The sequence below is a fragment of the Sorangium sp. So ce119 genome (genome assembly GCF_051524405.1).
In the GTDB taxonomy this organism is placed as follows: Bacteria; Myxococcota_A; Polyangia; order Polyangiales; family Polyangiaceae; genus Sorangium; species Sorangium cellulosum_G.
The window spans coordinates 7,772,423-7,789,948 of sequence record NZ_CP150310.1; the positions used below are offsets into that span (position 1 = coordinate 7,772,423).

A 17,526-nucleotide genomic window follows, 5' to 3' on the forward strand; every position below is an offset into this window, starting at 1 on the left:
GCCCGCATCGTAGAAGATCTTATCCGGATTATTGCAGTGCCATTTACAGCATTGGCCATGGCTATTCACCTGCGGTTCCGCCTGCGCTGCTTCTTCTGATATGGGCGAGGACTCCTCCTCTTCAGATCCGTCCGCGGCGTCCCACGACATACAGGCAGGCATAGCGACCAGAGCGGCAACGTAGCCACAGGCGATGAGCGATCGCATGATTGATTTTAGCACAAACGGATCCTCCGTGTATGGTACGCCCATTCGCTAACACGGATTATGCGGCGGCTGTTAACAATTCAGGCAGACTCATCCAGCATATGGACCATGCTGGGAGGTCGAAGATAGCCTCGCCGGTCGCGGCGTCCCGCTCCGCCATGAAGGCCGAGCCCGGGTCGGGCATCTCCGGACATTCGACGCGCTTCGTGATGGCGTGACAGGAGCGGCGTCCTGCCCGAACTGCCCGCAGGGACGCCACGGCGCCCGCCAGGGCCCTGCGGAGCGGGCGCGGGTTCCTCCGGCTGGTCGGAAACGCGGCGGCTGCGCCCGTGGCGCCTGCGCCGCCAGCAGGTCCCGCGCCGGAGCCGCCGCCGTCAGAGCCGCCGCCTGCACCGGGGCCGAGGCGCATGGTGCAGATGAGCTTGTTCGACCAAGGCACGCAATGGACCGTCCCTTGCATATGGATCGAAAATGATCCATGCTGGGTCGATGGTGCGCAGCACGGGTCCATGGAGCGTTGCGTTTCGGCTTCCGCCGCGCGACCATGCGCCGCCAATGTCCGACGCGCGACAATTGCCGCAACGAGCACCAAGTACCGTCGAAGCCGCAGGCGATGCGGAGTGGCCTGCTCATTTCCCCACAGCGGCATGCCCCCCACCAGATGCTGACGACCTGGATGGCGCGGTCTACATGCTCGTTGCCACAAACCCTCCGACTACGAGCGACTTGGAGTGTTCGGTGGACCGAAACTCCTTCGTGCGTAAACCGCCATGCGAGAGGGCCTCGCTATCGTGCGCCAGAAACACTGAAGATCTTGCTGAGACACGCGACGCGTCCCCAAGGCTTCTAAACCATCACATCGCGCGCGCTGAGATGTCCAAAGAGCACGGTAAGATAAAGCAGACGGGGAGGAAGGGCCACTACTCCATGTGGCTGCGAGCCAAGTACCTCCGCATCGGCCACACCATGTTCAAGGTGCTGCCGTGAGAAGCTCCTGGAATCTTTCCGAGCAACTACACACTGCTCCGAACGACGACATTGAGCACGTGCTCGTAGAGTACAACGGCCCGCAGGTTGTTACTCTGAGAGACGCGATCGGTGTTAAGCTCGCCGTCGCGTCTGACGAAGATGAGTCGTGCGTCCGATGGGTTCAGGCTTACATCACAGAAACCGAACGAAAAGCGCTTTTTGACGGCGCGCTCACCATCCGCGACGCGCTGCTCAAGGACGTGGTTTTCGTCGTCGACGTATCTCACGATGGGAGGCCGCTAAGGTCATGGGACTACGACCCGACGCTGCTCACGGACGCCGATCTACCTAAGCGCGGCGCGCTGTTGCCGCGAGCAGTGCGAGAGGAATTTGCCCAGGCCGTCCCAGAGTTCCCGGAGTTGCGCCTTGACGGAGGTGGCGTTGTTCGCAGCAGCGGCGTTGCGTTTAGGGCGCTATCATCCGTTCTGGATTCGTTTCAGCGACTATGGAACGCTATCGCACAGTCCATTACGGATGAGGGGCCCAAGGAGCGAGGGCGGTGGCCGTCTGTACTGGCGAATGCGGCCGAATTGTCTCTCGGGGCCGCTGGACACGGATCTCTTGTGCTCCATGTTAGTCCGTCGGACGAACACGTGTTCAACGAAGTGGCGAAGAAATTTGAGTCGCTGGCCAATGCTGGAGATGACCCTGCGAAGCTCAGTTCAGCTTTCGCCAAGCTAGGCCCGCGCGTCCAGTCTAGGTACGGAGAGCTTCTAGGGCACTTGCAGAAGCAAGACCTTCAACTGCTCACGCGCTGGCCGTCCGGCTCCGCGTTCGTGTCAGGCTACGCGGCAGCCCGAGTGCTGTCGGCATTTCCAAGGGGGCAGGTCGGGAAGCCCCGGACAGTCAAGGCTGTTGGTACGTTTCTGGCGTTCGATTCCACCAAGCTAGATTTCGAGTTCACGGATGAGTCTAGCGATGATAAGTACGAAGGACGAGTTGACCCGGAAGTGCTGGAGACGCACGCGTCGGTGGCTGTAGGCAGGGGCTCAAGGTACGTGGTCACCATAGAGGTGCAATCCACGGTGACCCATGCAGGACACCTTCACGAATCCAACACGCTTCGCTCTATTTCTCCGATGGATGGGACAGAAGGCGGCGCGCACCCGTCGCCGGGAACCGACGCTCCATAAGCGACCGGCCGCTCGCTACCCGCCGCTCTCAGCCTTCGCCATGGCGGCGATCTCGCGCAGGACGAAGCGCGAGGCGCGCTCTACCTGACGTCGCGCCAGCGGGCCCGCGAGCGGAGCAAGCGCAGCAGGCCCCAGTTCGCCGCGATGCCGGCTCGCCGGGGCCTGCGGGCGGCTGAGCTACCCGCCGCCGTCCTCCTCCATCTGCGCCATGACGGCGATCTCCCGCAGGACCTCGCCCGGCGTGCGAGCCGGACCGTCACCGCCGCCAGCGCTGGATCCGCAGGGCCAGCATGGCGCGGGCGATGCGGAGGCGGGACGCGGCGGTGAACGGGTTCATCCCGCGCTGCGCGGCGTACGCAGAGAGCGTCTCCGGCGTGTCGACCGCGAGCAGGATCTCGCGGTGGCGCGGCTCCAGCCGTTCGATCGCCCTGAGCAGGTCGCGCGCCTCCACCTGGGCGTCGAGGCTCGGACCGACGATGCCGCGGAGCCTGCCGAGCGGCTGCGGGTCCAGGATGAAGCGGCGCACGTACGCGCTGCCGAGGTACTTGGCCGCCTGCCGCCACGCGACGCCGCGGAGCCACGCGCGGAGAGCCGCCCGCGGCTCGGCTCGCGGGTCCGGCCGGTACAGCCCGCGCCGCACCGCGTTCCACGCGCCGATGAACACCGCCTGCTCCACGTCGGCGCGGTCGCGCTTCGGGATGCCGGCGAGCGTCGCGCGGACGATGCCGCGCTCGGCGAGGAGCGCCTCCATCGGCGGGCGCTTCCGGGGATGTCGCGCGGCAGGCGGGCGTCGGGCCCCCTTCCGCCGAGGCTTCATCCGGACCTCCCGCACGTGGGGCAGCGGTCAGCGGCGACGAGCCCGCCGAGGAGCTGCTCGACGGTGATGCCGGCCGCCTTGGCGGCGCGCTGCGCGGTCGCGGGCGATCCGTTCTCGCGGCCGTTCGCGATGGCTTCGACCGCGACAACGGACATGCCCATGACCTCGGCGAGGCAGGACCATGAGCCGTACGCGGCGCGGAGGTTGCGGAGCGCCGCCCGGAGGCGCTTGCGCTGCTGTGGGGTCAGGGAGAGGCAGGGGATGGATCGGCGGCGGCGGCGCGCGGGCGCACCTTCGCCTTGCCCACCCTCGGGTGGGATCAGGTATAACTGCATTTGTTCGGCTCCGTGTGAGCGGATGTCGGACCATGCAGCCCGGGCGATTGCCGTCGCCGCGGGCTGCGCCTACTTCCGGGGGAGCCTAACCGTTCACGCGAGAGTCGGAGTCAAACTGGGGCGGAGGAAGGCTAATTAGGGCACCACCAGCGCGCTCGCCCTCGACCACGACGCGTCCTGGTCCCCTCGCGAGCGCGCTCGCCCTCGACCACGACGCGTCCTGGTCCCCTCGCGAGCGCGCTCGCCCCAGACCACAACGCGACCTGGTCCCCCCACGACCGCGCTCGCCCCAGACCACGACGCGACCTGGTCCCCCCACGAGCGCGCTCGCCCCAGACCACGACGCGTCCTGGTCCCCTCGCGAGCGCGCTCGCCCCAGACCACAACGCGACCTGGTCCCCCGCGAGCGCGCTCGCCCTCGACCACAACGCGTTGTGGTCCGCGGAGATGTATCTTGTGAAGAATGCTTGCTTTTTTACGAGAACGTGAGGCGAATCACCGCGTTCAAGCGCGGCTCACGCCGGATCGGCCAGGGGCTCCTCTTCCGGTTCCAGCGGCGGCTCCACGGACGGCGCCCCCGGCGCGGCGGGCGTCTCGGTAACGTCGCTGGCACCGGCGCCGCCGGTCGCGCCGGAAGGCCGAGACTCCCACGCCGCGAGCGGCGCGAGGAGCGCCGCGCTGACCGCCTCGCTGCCGGGCACGTCCGGGTCCGCGTGCGCGGCGACCCGGGTCGCGTAGTCGCGGAGGGCGGCGAGCGCCGCCAGGAACGCGGCGCGCACGTCGCCCGTCGGAGCGCTCTCGGGCTTCGGCGCGGTGATGTGCAGCGCCCGGCCATAGGCCTCGTGCGCCTCCTCCAGGTGCGCGAGGAAGGCCTCGCCGCCGAGCTTCTTGAACGTCCTGTCATGCCGCGCGCCGCGGATCGCGTCGAGCCGCGCCTTCGACTCCTTCCATTCGAGCTTGTACGGGAGCCGGGTGAACGAGAGGCCGTCCGGGAAAAGGAGCTTGAAGAGATCCTTCGCCTCATCGAGGTGCGGGTTCCGCTCCGGAGGGAGCTTGCACCAGCCTCCGAGCCAGTCGAACGTCCCGCTATACGCGTTGTCGAGGGTGCGATCGGCCTTCGGCTTGGTCCTCGTCTCCACCGGATCGCCCCCCTGCGGCCGGGTGAGCGCCTCGAGCGTGGCGACCGCGGCGACGAGGCGCCCCTTCGATCGCCCGATCGCCTCCGGGAGCTTCTTCGGCCTGAGCTGCTTCTCCCTGGCGTCAGCCACCGTGATGAGCTCCGTGGCGAGCACGACCGACTCGGCGGCGGTGAGGCGGGGGAGAGCGACGAGATCCTGGGAGGTGAATGAACGTGCCATGGTGGACTCCTTCCCTGAGACAGCCTGTTCAACCAGGCCGGGGCGGAACGCCATGGCAAGAACGGAGCCGCGCGCGGCCCTCGGGGCTTCGTGCTCTCCACCGCCCATGCATGCTCCCGACCTGGCCTGGCGTGACCAGGTCAGGCCGGCCTGGCCTGGCCGGCCTGGCCGCGTACGTGCCCAGCACGCAGGTCGTCTCCAGCGCGTCGCCGAGCCCTCCGGCCCCGGAGCGCGCGCTCCCCGGGACCGCCCTTCCCCTCCGGAAACTCTCCGCTTCAGAAGCTCGCGTCGAGCTGGAGGCGGGCGACGTGGCGGCCCTCGGAGGCGTCCTCGCCGAAGATGTAGAAATAGTCGCCCTGGACCTTCAGGGCATAGCCGTTCAGATAGTAATTGAGCCCGCCGCCGACCTGCTTGCCCTGCGCGGCGACGAGATCGACGAGCTTCGGATCGGTGCCGCGCTCCGCGAAGATCTGGTCCCAGCGCGCGGCGACCTCGAGGTGGTCGGTCAGCAGGTAACCCGCCTGGGCGAAGTAGCCGTAACCCGACCGGGTCCACTCCTGCACGGGCGCGCCGTCGGCCTCGCCCTCGAAGGAATCCCGCTCGGCGTGGCGCGCGACGGCCTCGGCCGCGAGCGAGAAGCCCGCGTATTTGAAGACGAGATCGGCCGCGCCGTGCAGGTAGTCGGCCGCGCCGAGCGTGAGCGTCGTGCCGAAGGTGCTGTTCTGGCGGTTGGTCTGGTGGTTGTAAGCGCCCGTGACGCCCACCGCGAGCCGGGGCTTCGCCTCGCGCGTGAGGTCGCCGTCCTGGTCGTCGTCGAACGCTCCGAACGGGCGGACGGCGAGCCGCGCCACCGCGAGCGGGCCGTGCTCCTGGGCGCCGAAGCGATTGCGCCCCTCGCCGCCGCCAAGGAAGAGGTTGTACGACAGCTTGCCTCCCAGGCCGAAGAGATCGGGCGACGAGACCATCAGGCCGACGTCGCGATCGAGGTTGAACTCGCGGACGGCGATCGGGCGCTCGGTTTGCTGGATAGAAACCTCGCGCAGGGTCCGCGCCCGGTCGAACGGGGCGAGGAACTGGCCGACGCGCACGTTGAGATCGCGGATCCCTGTGTACTCGACGAAGGCGTCGAAGATGGGAGAGGGGCTGTCCCTCTCGAAGTCGTTGCCGCCGAAGGCGAGCTGCACGTTGTACTTGAGATCGGGAGAGATGAAATGGCCGTTCGTCGTGAGGCGCACCGTCCTCACGTTGATCTCGTGCGTGTCGTCCTCGTCCGTGTGCGTGAACGTCTCGCGGATCTGCACGCGGGCCCGGATCGTGGACGAGAAGCCGCCGTCCGCCGTCTTGACGGTGAAGCCCTTCCCCGGCGCGGCCGTCACGCTGGCCTCGCCGGCCTTGTCCTTCGCCGCCTGCGCCTGCCTCGCCGCGGCGCTCGCCGCCGCCTCGGCCGCCGCCCGGCGCTCGGCGTCGAGGCGCTCCTGCAGCGCGCGCTGCTGCTGCTCGAGCTCCGCGACCCGGCGATTCAGCTCCTCGACGCCGCCCGCCGCCACGGCCTGACCGGGCGCCGGGGCCGCCACCGTGGCCGCTGCCGGGGCGGCAGCGGCTGGCGGGGCGGGGGGCGCTGGCGGCGCCGCGGGCGCCTGCGCAGACGCCTGCGAGGGGAGCGCGGCGGCGGCGAGCGAGAGCGCCGCCGCCGCATAGATCGTGTGCGACTTCGTTCCGTTGATCGATTTCAAAGCGGCTTATCCTCGGATCAAACCGTCTGCCGACGACGCGTCCGGCAGGCACGGCCGCCCGCGCGAGGGCGCACCACGCCCTCGCCAGCGGCCGACCATCGCTCCCGGGCCTGCGCTTCGCGCCACGCGCACAGACGCCGGGCCGCTGGCACCAGCGCGCAGCCGGGCAGCAGCGGCACCAGCGGGGAGCCACCGTGAAACGTCCAATATAACGGACGACGATCGCTGTCAAGCATCGCAGGACGCGCTGTGCGGGCCGAGATCCGACGCGTGCGCTGCCACACATCGCAGTCGATCCCATCCGTCATATCGGACGCACGACGGCGCGCCGCGCCCCGCGGCTGCGCTGCTCCGAGGCGGCGCGGCGCGCGGCGAGCGCCGGGGGCGGCGAGGGCGGCGGGTGCGCGAGAGGGTTCCAACCGACGGCGGGCCCACTAAGATGGCCTCGACGCAGGCGCGAGACGCTCGACCGGCGCCCCGCCGCGCTGCGCAGGGACTTCATGAGCCAGAACCCGGACCGCCGCGATCCGCTCGACATCTCCGGCACCCTCATCGCCGACAAGTACAGGATCGACCACGCCGTCGGCGAAGGCGGCTTCAGCGTCGTCTACAAGGCCGAGCACGTCATCTGGAAGCAGCCCGTCGCCCTGAAGTGCTTCACCCTCCTCGCGGGCGCGCCGCCGGAGCAGCGCGACCAGCTCCTCCAGTCGTTCATCCAGGAGGGCAAGCTCATGGCCGAGCTCTCCAGCCGCTCGGCCGCGATCGTCCAGGCGCGCGACATCGGCACGTTCAACGCGCCGGACGGGCAGTGGCTGCCCTACATGGTCCTCGAGTGGCTCGACGGCAAGCCGCTCGATCGGGTCCTCCACGAGGAGGCGACTCGAGGGCTGCCGGCGCGCGACCTGTACGCGACGGTCGCGCTGCTCGAGTCCGCGGCGGTCGCGCTCGAGCTCGTGCACTCGCGGGGCATCGCGCACCGCGACATCAAGCCGGCGAACCTGTTCGTCATCGGCCCCCCGCGCGACGCCTCCACGTTCGTGAAGGTGCTCGACTTCGGCATCGCCAAGGTGATGGCCGAGCACGCGGCGGCGGCGACGGCGCTCGCCCACACGGGCAAGGACATCACCGCGTTCACGCCGAGCTACGGCGCGCCCGAGCAGTTCAGCCGCACCCACGGGGCGACCGGCCCCTGGACCGACGTGTTCGCGATGGCGCTCATCATGATCGAGGTGATGCTGGGCGGCGCGCCGGCGCTGGAGGGCGACGACTACCTCCAGCTCGCTGTCGCGAGCCGCGATCCGTCGCGCCGGCCGACCCCGCGGACGATGGGGCTCGCCGTCAGCGACGAGCTCGAGGTGGTCTTCGCGAAGGCGCTCGCCGTGGCGCCGGCCGATCGCTTCCCGACCATGGGCCGCTTCTGGGCCGCGCTGCACCGGGCGGTCTTCCCGGACAACCCGGGCTGGGCGGTCACGGGCGGCGGGGCGCAGGGGCCCTCGTCCGGCGCGCCGACGGCCCGCGTCTCCGCCCCGCGGATGTCCTGGCCGCAGGTCGCGCCGACGATGGCGGCGCCCCCGACCGCGCCGGCGCCGGGGACGGCCGCCTCCGCGCCGCCGGCGTCCGGGGCCGAGGTGAGCACGACGGGCGGCACCGCGAACGACGCGGGGACACAGCGGCCCACGACCACGGCGGCGCCGCGGTCGCGCGGCGCGCTGGCGCTCGGGGGCGCCGCGGCCGTGCTCGCGGCCGGCGGGGCCCTCGCGTGGAGCCTGCTCCGCGGCGCGCCGCCCGCGGCGGAGGACGCGTCGCGGAGCGCCCCGGTCGCGACAGCGTCCGCGATCGCGACGGCGAGCGCCGCGGCCGTGCCGGTCGCGTCGGCCGCGTCGGCCGCGCGCCGGACCGAGTGTCCTTCTGGCATGGTGCTCGTGCCGGGCGGCAAGTTCTTCATGGGCTCCGACGAGCCGGATTTCAGGCTGTGGCAGCCCGCGCACAAGGTGACGCTCGACACGTTCTGCATCGACGTCCACGAGGTGACCGCGGGCGACTACAAGGCGTGCTCGGACAAGGGGGAGTGCAAGCGGCCGCCGACCACGCCCGATTTCCCGAAGCAGGACGGGGTGTCCGCCGCCGAGCACCAGAAGACGCTGACCGCCCTCGCCGAGCTCTGCACCTTCGGCAAGCCAGCGCTCGAGAAGCACCCGATCAACTGCGTGCCGTGGAGCCTGGCGGACGCCTACTGCGAGGTCCACGGCAAGCGCCTGCCGACCGAGGCCGAGTGGGAGTACGCGGCGCGCGGCTCCGACGGGCGCAGGTTCCCCTGGGGCGACGAGCCCGGGGACCAGACCTTCATGAACGCGTGCGGGGTCGAGTGCACGGCGTGGGAGAAGGCGCGGGGGCTCCGGCCGACCACGCGCATGTACGACGCCGACGACGGCTTCTTCGGCACGGCGCCGGTCGGCTCGTTCCCGAAGGGCAAGACGAGGTTCGGCGCCGACGACGTCGTCGGCAACGTGTGGGAGTGGACCGCGGACTGGTTCGAGACCTACAAGGACGAGGAGCAGGTGAACCCGAAGGGCGCGCCGGCCGGCGATCGCAAGGCGATCCGGGGCGGCGGCTACAACGGCGGGGTCCCGCTCTGGCTCAACCCGGCGTTCCGCTACCACCAGGTGGCGACGGCGAGCGCGCCGGGCATCGGCTTCCGCTGCGTGACGAACCTGTAGCCGTGCCCGTCCCCGCGTCGCAGCTCGCGAACCCCTCGATCGCCGGCCCGCTCGGCACGCTCGCGTTCTCGCAGGTCAGGCCGCTGAGCTCGTCGCTCGCGCTGCGCGCGATCCGCTGGCACCAGAGCCTGGAGCGGCTCGGGGTGGTCCTGCCGTTCGCGATGGTGCACGACGCGGGGCTGCTCTTCTCGACGCCGCGCGAGCAGCTCGAGCTCGGCCCGCGGTGCGAGCCGAGGGAGCTCGCGACCCGGCTCCGCGACGCGGAGCGCATCCTGGAGGGGTACCGGGCGGTGCTGCGGGAGCTCGCCGAGAGCGAGGCGGCGCGCGGGGCGTCGCAGCTCCGGATGAACGACGATCTTGTCACGGTGGTGCTGTCGCGCCTGTTCGGCGCTGTCGCGGCGCGCACGCACACGCCGCCGGCGTACCGGGCGATGCTGCCGGTGGACGCGGCGCTCTTCGACGGGATCGAGCCGCAGCTCCGCGGGCTGTTCCTGTCGGCGCGGCGCGATTTCGAGCAGCGGGCGCTGGAGGCGCTCGACGTCTCGCGGCTCTACGTGCTCACGATGTCGGACGCGCTCGACATCGAGACGCTGCGGCTGTTCGGCATGCTGGGCTCGGAGGCGTCGGCCGGGGCGCTCGCCCAGGTCGACCTGCTCGCGGCGCTGTCGTCGCCCGAGGCGAACGACATCGTGAATTTCTCGCTGGAGATCCTGCCGAGCGTGCTCGAGACGAAGACGCGCCCGGCGGCGGGCACGACGGCGGCGCACGGCTACTCGGGGCTGGGCACGCGCGGCTCGATCGACAGCATGGTGCTGACGGAGCTCGCCTGGGACGACATGGAGCTGGCGCGCCGGATCGCGGACAACGAGGTGCTGTATTTCTCGCGCGAGCAGAGCCGGGACGAGCAGAAGCGCATTCATTACCTGCTGATCGACGCGTCGGCCTCGATGCGTGGGGACCGGCAGACGTTCGCCCGGGGGATGGCGATCGCGACGGGCAAGCGGCTGCTCCTGGAGGGCGAGGACGTGGCGTTCCGCTTCTTCGACGCGCGCCTCTACGAGCTCTACCGCGCGAAGAACGGGCAGCTCCCGACGGCGCACCTCCTGTCGTTCAAGGGGGAGCGCGGGAGGAACCCGGCGCGGGTGTTCGCGGAGCTCGCGACGGATCTCGATCTGACGCGGCACCACGACCCGCGGACGCCGGTGGTGCACCTGTTCACGCACGCGGCGCTCTACATTCCGCGGGACATGGTGCAGGCGGTGCGCAACCACGCGCACATCTCGGCGGTGTTCATGCTGCCTTCCGGGGGGCAGCTCGACCTCGATTACCTGGATCTGCTGGACGCGCACTGGGTCGTCGACCACGCGACGGTGGCGAGCGGGGCGGCGCGGGCGAGCGCGGCGAAGGCCATTCTCGGGGAGAAAGACCGGCAGGACCGGCAGGACCGGCCCGAGGAGGGAGGTGCCGCTGCACGGCGCCTGGGGGCCCCGCCGAACTCGCATGTGCCTTGAGCCTTACCCTGCGGGTGAGGCTCAAGGCACATGCTCAGACATCGGCCCATCCCCCAGGCGCCGTGCAGCGGCACCTCCCTCCTCGGGCCTACGGGGATGGATGGGGGAGGAGGGGAGCCGCGGAGGCTGAGCCGCAGGGCAACGAGGCGGACGGCGACGGGGGCTTCACTTGCTCTGCTCGCCAAATGTCATGGGGCGGCGCAAGGCCGCGAGCATGCACTTCTGGACATGACCGGCCGGCGCTCCCTCACGGTGCGGCGGAGCATTCACCCACACCATCGTGATCTGCGAGGAGACGAACTCCCAACCTTCGTGCTCCGCCGCTTGCACCAGCTCCGTCAGCTTCTCGGCGTTGTCCGCCTCCACGAACTTGGTCTCGTAGGATGACATCGTTCCTCCTCGGCCGCGCTGAGCGGCTGACCGATGGAGCGTACACCCGTGCGCCTGGCGGGAGAAGAACACGTTGCGCCTGGAGGGATGGCCGACACGTGTGCTGTTGAGGTCGCCTTCAGGCTTTGCGAGCTGGGCCGTGGGCTTCGGTACCACGCGCTCGCCATCGCCACGACGCGCGCGGCGGGCACCGGGGGAGCCCCCCCAGTGGGGATGCCGAGGGAACGTCGGCATCCCGGTCGGGTACAGGTCATTCCCGAGCCGCGGCAGACTTCGCGCCGTCTTGACGCTCAGCCACTCGCCTGCCGGCGAGAGCCTCGGACAGACATCATTGAATGTTCATTCAAAAATGGGCACACATAGCCGTCCGGCCCCGACGAACATCACATCGCATGCCGGGCGCCACACCTCGGCGCCCAGCTTGACGCGTCGACCGCGAGCAGCTTCGCCCGACACGCCGGCCCACGCTGGGTCTCGGCGAGCCCCGGATCGTCATCGACCGTGGCGCGCTTGAGCCCCTTGCACTGCGCGCGCCGGCTACGGGCAGGAGACCTCCGTCGGTAGCGGCTCGCAGCCCGAGACGCCGCGGTGATGGGAACAGCATCCGCGGTGCGGCCCATGGCAGCGGCAGGTGAGGCTCATTGTGCCGTCGCGGCACATCAGCCCGCGCGTCTTCTCGAAGGCGGCGCGCTCGGTCTGCAGCACAAGAGCCGCCTTCGACCTCATGAGCGACAGCGCCTTGCGGACGTCCGCTGCTCCTCTGTCCTTGGGCTCGATCGGGTCAAGCAACTCCCGGGCGCGGCAGTAGGCTTTCTTCGCGTCACCGCCGTCGCTTGTGAGGGCCTCGGTCGCGAGGACGGCGCGCTCCGCCGGTGGCCTGGCCGCTTCGATGGCCGCGAGGCGCGCCTTCTCCTGCTTCCGCTCGCGCTCCCGCTGCTCTCGCTCCTGGCGCTCGCGAACCGCCTGGTTCGCACTCACGGCCCTGACGAACGTGTCGGCGTCCGGGTTCCGACGCGGGCCGCTGGGCGCCGGCAGGTCGTCGAATCCCTTCGACACGAGAAACGCGAACATCGCGGACAACAGAAGTACGACGCCAGTCTTCTGAATGAACGTGAGCCCGCCCCAGCCCGCGTCGTCGTCGGCCGCTTGGGCGCGCCGCACCCGCTGGCACGCGTCGCAGTAGGTCTGCCCCTCCGGCGCCCGCATGTCGCACCGCGCGCAACGCATCGGGTTGTCGTCCCCCATGCAATCAGGCTACCAGCATCGGGAGGCGACTGACTGCCGTTTGGTGCTCGGAGCGACGCGCATCTGGCGCTCGCACCGCCGCCGTCCGATCAGTTGTAGACTGCCGCCCATGGGGGACGGCGATCGGGCCATAGGTACTGGATGCGCGGTCATGGCCGCGCTTTTGACGGCGGGCTCGCTCTCCTTCGCGGTGGCCACGGCCGTGATGGTGCCGCGCCGGTCGCCGAGAGCGCGCCCCCTAGTGCAGCAGCAGACCGCAGCGGCTCCACCGGCTTCGGTGGCGTCAGCCTCGGCTTCAAGCGCCCGGATCGCGGTCGGGCCGACCACACCGACACGGCCAACCGCGGCCGCGCCGCCACGTGACCCGCGGGTCCAGCGCTACCGCGCGATGACGCCGTCGGGCCGCGAGCAGGCGCTCCGCCAGGCTTGTCCGCGTGGCGTCTGCAACCCGGAGACCGAGCGCCTTATCTTCGCCGCGACGGACGACGCCTACGAGGCGGCCTCCCTGCGGAACACGCTCACTAGGCTGCGCGATGCCGCCTCCGAGTCGGCGCGGGAGCGGCAGCACGCGGCGGAGCGCGCCGCCGAGGCTCGGGAGCGCGCTGCTCAGAACGTCGGCCGTGTCTGCTGCTGCGACGGCAGCGTGTCGCCAACCTGCTCCACGCCACGACGCGGATGCTGCTCACACCACGGCGGGATCTGCGCGTGCGAGTAGAGGTCACGAACGCAGGAGCACTGGTAGCGCTCCGTATCGCCGGCCGCGGGGCGCGCTACACCCGGTACACCCACCAGACCCGCATCGTGCCGTCCCATGGGTCGAACGTGGCGCGGACGCGGTAGGAACCGACGGCGAGCCGCACCGTCGTGATGTCGTCTCCGGGAAGCCGGTATGCGTCGCCCTCTGAGGTAGCTGCGAAGCGCTGGACGGCCGCGTCGATGCGCTCACCGTCCTGCCATGGGATCCGCTGAAGCGAGACGGTGCCCTGCGGCGTCCACTCGACTCGCCAGGTCATCGATGACGGCGCGCCCGCATCAGCTCATCGAACTCGGCGCCTGCGCCTTCGGCCTCCGCTCTCCTCCGGAGCTCCGCGATGACCTCTTCGCGCGGGATCCCCGGGGCATTCGCGCCAGCCGCCACCGCGGCACGCTCCTCGTCGCTGATCTCCTCGTCGTAGCGCGTCGGCGCGCGCAGCACGGCCTGCCAGACCGGGTCGTCCTCGGGGATCACGGGCTTCCTGGCGGGGGCGGCGCTGTCTCGTCGGGGGCTCATGTCCGGGAGGGTACTACGCGCCCCTCCCCGGATCGACGGCGCCGAGCATGGAAAATGCGCACGGCGAGCCGGAATGCTCTGGCGGAGAGCCCACCACGAGCCACGAGCCGCCCCCAGCTTCCGCCCGCCGCCGATCTCGGCCGTCACTTTCTCGCCGGGTATCCAGGGGCCGCCCGCAGCGGCCGCAACCGCCTCGCGCTCCTCTTCCGAGATGTGCTCGCCGTGGACTACCGGCACAAGCCGGAATGCCCGAAGGACCGGATCCTTCCGCAGCGTCAGGCCGTCGAATTTCCCAGGAACTTCATCCGTAATACTCCGGCTCATTGCCGGGCTTCCACTTGATGTTGCACCCGATGCTCGGGCGCTGATCCGAGGGGATGGGCGCCGACGCGAGCGCCGCGTCGATCGCGGCGCGGAGATCGCGGCCAGTCACCGGGACGTCATTGCCAGGGCGGCTGTCGTCGAGCTGGCCGCGGTAGACCAGCCGGCGATCCGGGCCGAAGAGGTAGAAGTCCGGCGTGCAGGCGGCACGGTAGGCCTTGGCGACCTGCTGCGACTCGTCGAGCAGGTACGGGAAGGTGTAGCCGAACTCGCGCGCCTCCCGCGCCATCGCCTCGGCGTTGTCCGCCGGATAAGCAGCGATGTCGTTCGAGTTGATGGCCACGATGGCCACATCCTCCGGGCGGTAATCGCGCCGCAGCTTCGCGAGCTCGTGGCGGACGTGCTTGACGAACGGACAATGATTGCAGATGAACATCACGAGGAGCGCCCGCTCCCTGGTGAAGTCCGACAGCGCCACCTGCTTTCCGGTGTAATCCGGAAGCCGGAAGTCGGGCGCCGGGGTGCCCAGCTCGAGCATCGTGGACGGGGTGCGTGCCATGGCAGGATTCTCCTATCGCTGTAACGGCGCGCACCATACCACGCGGGACGGCAGGAACACCCGCGCCACGCACACGGGCGCCGCAGCGCGGCCGGCGAAGCAGCGCGGCCGCTCCCCGCCCCGGCCGCCGCGGGCTCGGCGCGCCCCTCGGGCGGGGCGCTAGGACTGTCGGGCGGCCGAGGGCGGCTGTCGGGCGGCCGGCCGCTTGCGGGCGGCTTCCTCAGTCCCCCCGCCATCGAACCTCCGAACAACCGGGCACGCCAGACACCCGCGAACAGAGAGCCACAGGAGCAATGCCGCTGACCGACAGCGCACGAGATAGCCACGCTTCCGTGGCCCATCGATCCATGCGCACTACATTCTTCGGATGCGACTCAAATCGCTGGACATCTTCCGTGGCATCACGATCGTCGCGATGCTCCTCGTCAATTTCCAGGACAGCTTCCCGGCCATCTATCCGCCCCTGGCCCACTCCCATTGGGACGGCTGCACACTCGCCGACACGATATTTCCCGCCTTCCTCTTCATCATCGGCGTGACCCTGCACATCTCGCTGTCGGCGCGCCGCGCGCGGGGCGCGACCGACGGCGAGCTCGCCCGGCAGATCGTCCGGCGCGGCGCGATCTTCATCCTGCTCGGGCTGTTTCTCTCCGCGTTCCCGTTCTTCCCCGCAGAGCGCCTCACCGAGCTGCGCATCCCGGGCGTGCTCCAGCGCATCGGCGCCGCGTACATGCTCGCCGCGCTCCTCAGCCTCAGGACCACGGCCCGGCAGCAGGCCGTGATCATCGCCGCGGCCCTGATCGGCTACTGGCTCGTCCTGCGGCGCTATCCGCTCGACGACCCGCACCGGACGCTGCCCGCCCTCGTGGACCGCGCTCTCCTCGGAGGGCACATCGCGCGCAAGGGCTGGGACGCGATGGGCGTCCTCGCCACCCTCCCCGCGGCGATGACCGTGATGCTGGGGGGCCTCGCCGGCCGCTGGCTGACCGCGACCGCCGGGCTCCGCGCGCGCATCGCCGGGCTCCTCGCCGCCGGCGCCGCGGGGATCGCGCTGGGCCTGCTCTGGAGCCGCGCGTTCCCCTGGAACCGCAGCCTCTACTCGAGCTCGTTCGCGCTGTTCACCGCCGGCGTGGCCGCGGTCGTCCTCGCCGCCTGCATGTGGATCGTCGACGTGAAGCGATGGCAGCGGTGGGGCGCGCCATTCCTGATCTTCGGCGCCAACCCCATCGCAGCCTACGTGGGCTCGACCATGATGGGACACCTGCTCTTCTTCGTGACCAGCACCGGAGACGACGGCGCGAGGACGAGCGCGCTGGAGCTCCTGTACTCGCGCCTGTTCGCGTCGTGGCTCTCGCCGCTGAACGCCTCCCTCGCCTTCGCGCTCGCGGCGGTCGCCCTCTGGCTCGTGCTCCTCTACCCCCTCCACCGGCGGGGCATCTTCCTCAGGGTCTGAGGCGCCGCGGGGCGGCGTCACGCGCCGCGATCACCTCGGGAAGTGGCGCTCGATCATCGAGAAGAACGCCGCGCCGCCCGGCTCGCCGCCGATGCTCCAGTACGTCACCCCGCCGAGCCCGCCCTGCCGCGCGGCGACGACCTTCTCCTCGAGCGACCCGAGATCCTCGAAGAAGAGGTGCTCGCCGCTCGCGAGCACCCGGTTCGGCGCCCTCCCCGGCGCGAACCGCTCTCCCCCGTCCTCGGAGCACCGGCTCATGTGGTCGGTGCTCGTCGCGTAACCGTCGCCCGCGAGCTCCCGGCACTTGCTGAGCGGCTCACACCCGACCACGGCGCCCCCGCCCTCCGGCGACGCCGGCCCCACCAGGCCGTAGTTCGGCAGCCCGAGGATGAACTTCTCCCGGCGCGCGCCGCCGTCGATCCCCCCGATGTACGCGACGGTCCGCTTCAGCCACCCGAGCGGCGCGACCGGGCCCGCGTGCGGCCCGCCGCCCCAGTGGTAGTCGTAGCTCATCACGTGCACGTGATCCGCCGAGGCGCTCAGCGCCTCGTAGTCGAACACGCCCCTCGCGGACGCGACCGCGGGGACCGCGAGCGAGAGCGTCTTTCCGCGCGCGTGCAGCGCCCGCGAGAGCGCGTCGATGAACGCCGAGAACGCCGACCGCTCGGCCTCGACCGTCTCGCCCGGCCCGAGCACGGACGCGAGGTGCTCGTAGTCGACGTCGATCCCGTCGTAGCCGTTCTCCATCACGATCGCGACGAGGCCCGCCACGTGCTGCGCCCGGAGCGCGGGGTCGTGGATCATCGCGTGCACCGCGACGACGTCGGGCCTGTCGACCGCGGCGACGAGCGGGACGAGCCGGGTGCGCTCTCCGCCGGCCGTCGTCGCGTCGAGGACGCGCCGGTCGTGGAAGCCCGCGAACGGCGTCGCCCGGCCGCGCGGGTGGTTCTCGAACGTCGTCGGCGAGGCGACGCGCCACCACTTCGGGTGGACGGCGTCGAACGCCCCGGCGTGGGCCGCGAAGGTGTCGTACCCGAGCTCCGTCGACGCGGGATCCCCGAGGAACTCGTGCAGCCAGCCGCAGAAGCGGTGATCGCCTGACGACGCATCGCGCGGCGGAGCGGCGCGCCCAACGTTGGACACGCTGGACACGTCGGGCGCTTCGGGCGCGCCCGGCGCGGCCAGCTCGGCGCCCGGCGCGTCGAGGACCAGCGGCGTGCGCTGGCCCGCGTCGCCGCAGGAGAGGACGGACGCAGCGGCGCAGGTGATCGGCAGAGCCAGAGGAAACAGCTTCATGTCGGCCGCGCTGTAACAGACCGCCCGCCGCAGCGTCAGGCGGGATCTCGCCGTTCCGGAGGGCGCCTCACGCCGCGCCCGCGATGCGCCGTTTGACGGTTCCTCCATCGCCGCGCGCCGGCGCCGCGGCGTTGTACTACGCTCGCTGCGCG

14 protein-coding genes and 1 pseudogene are annotated in these 17,526 nt (G+C 70.6%); 5 read left to right on the forward strand and 10 right to left on the reverse strand.

Annotated features, from left to right (window positions below; translation table 11 throughout):
* Positions 1-450 precede the first annotated feature (450 nt).
* Positions 451-641, forward strand: a pseudogene (locus WME76_RS29250) (IS1 family transposase); the annotation flags it as partial.
* Positions 642-1,190: 549 nt separating this feature from the next.
* On the forward strand, positions 1,191-2,369 hold the full coding sequence (locus WME76_RS29255; protein WP_437955553.1) for a hypothetical protein: 1,179 nt from the start codon (positions 1,191-1,193) through the stop codon (positions 2,367-2,369).
* Positions 2,370-2,625: 256 nt separating this feature from the next.
* Here the strand turns inward: WME76_RS29255 and WME76_RS29260 are convergent, their stop codons facing one another.
* The 4 genes from WME76_RS29260 to WME76_RS29275 form a co-directional block, all read right to left on the reverse strand.
* Positions 2,626-3,120 (reverse strand): RNA polymerase sigma factor, encoded by a 495-nt coding sequence (locus tag WME76_RS29260; protein WP_437955554.1) that lies wholly within the window; start codon positions 3,118-3,120, stop codon positions 2,626-2,628.
* Between the two features lie 62 nt (positions 3,121-3,182).
* Positions 3,183-3,521 carry a transcriptional regulator gene (locus tag WME76_RS29265; RefSeq protein WP_437955555.1) on the reverse strand — a complete coding sequence of 113 codons (339 nt, stop codon included), beginning with the start codon at positions 3,519-3,521 and terminating at the stop codon, positions 3,183-3,185.
* A gap of 515 nt (positions 3,522-4,036) precedes the next feature.
* Positions 4,037-4,879, reverse strand: coding sequence for a hypothetical protein (locus WME76_RS29270; RefSeq protein WP_437955556.1), 843 nt, complete (start codon positions 4,877-4,879; stop codon positions 4,037-4,039).
* Positions 4,880-5,154: 275 nt separating this feature from the next.
* Positions 5,155-6,612, reverse strand: a complete 1,458-nt coding sequence (locus WME76_RS29275; protein WP_437955557.1) for a porin — start codon at positions 6,610-6,612, stop codon at positions 5,155-5,157.
* A gap of 500 nt (positions 6,613-7,112) precedes the next feature.
* Here WME76_RS29275 and WME76_RS29280 point away from each other — a divergent pair, with 500 nt between their 5' ends.
* Positions 7,113-9,329: an SUMF1/EgtB/PvdO family nonheme iron enzyme gene (locus tag WME76_RS29280; RefSeq protein ID WP_437955558.1), complete on the forward strand. Its 2,217-nt coding sequence runs from the start codon at positions 7,113-7,115 to the stop codon at positions 9,327-9,329.
* Positions 9,330-9,331: 2 nt separating this feature from the next.
* Positions 9,332-10,840 (forward strand): hypothetical protein, encoded by a 1,509-nt coding sequence (locus tag WME76_RS29285; protein ID WP_437955559.1) that lies wholly within the window; start codon positions 9,332-9,334, stop codon positions 10,838-10,840.
* A gap of 165 nt (positions 10,841-11,005) precedes the next feature.
* Here the strand turns inward: WME76_RS29285 and WME76_RS29290 are convergent, their stop codons facing one another.
* From WME76_RS29290 to WME76_RS29310, 5 genes are all read right to left on the reverse strand, one after another.
* Positions 11,006-11,230, reverse strand: a complete 225-nt coding sequence (locus WME76_RS29290) for a hypothetical protein (RefSeq protein ID WP_437955560.1) — start codon at positions 11,228-11,230, stop codon at positions 11,006-11,008.
* A gap of 537 nt (positions 11,231-11,767) precedes the next feature.
* Entirely contained in the window at positions 11,768-12,475 is a 708-nt protein-coding gene (locus WME76_RS29295) for a hypothetical protein (protein ID WP_437955561.1), read from the reverse strand.
* A 770-nt stretch (positions 12,476-13,245) separates the two neighbouring features.
* Positions 13,246-13,488 (reverse strand): type II toxin-antitoxin system RelE family toxin, encoded by a 243-nt coding sequence (locus WME76_RS29300; RefSeq protein WP_437955562.1) that lies wholly within the window; start codon positions 13,486-13,488, stop codon positions 13,246-13,248.
* Entirely contained in the window at positions 13,485-13,745 is a 261-nt protein-coding gene (locus WME76_RS29305) for a hypothetical protein (protein WP_437955563.1), read from the reverse strand. The genes WME76_RS29300 and WME76_RS29305 overlap by 4 nt, the downstream gene beginning before the upstream one ends.
* A gap of 301 nt (positions 13,746-14,046) precedes the next feature.
* Positions 14,047-14,625: a thioredoxin family protein gene (locus WME76_RS29310; protein ID WP_437955564.1), complete on the reverse strand. Its 579-nt coding sequence runs from the start codon at positions 14,623-14,625 to the stop codon at positions 14,047-14,049.
* A 367-nt stretch (positions 14,626-14,992) separates the two neighbouring features.
* On the opposite strand from WME76_RS29310, the gene WME76_RS29315 reads away from it, so the two are divergent.
* Entirely contained in the window at positions 14,993-16,078 is a 1,086-nt protein-coding gene (locus WME76_RS29315) for an acyltransferase family protein (RefSeq protein ID WP_437955565.1), read from the forward strand.
* A gap of 30 nt (positions 16,079-16,108) precedes the next feature.
* On the opposite strand, the gene WME76_RS29320 is transcribed toward WME76_RS29315, so the two are convergent.
* Entirely contained in the window at positions 16,109-17,374 is a 1,266-nt protein-coding gene (locus WME76_RS29320) for a glycosyl hydrolase family 18 protein (protein ID WP_437955566.1), read from the reverse strand.
* Positions 17,375-17,526: the final 152 nt, after the last annotated feature.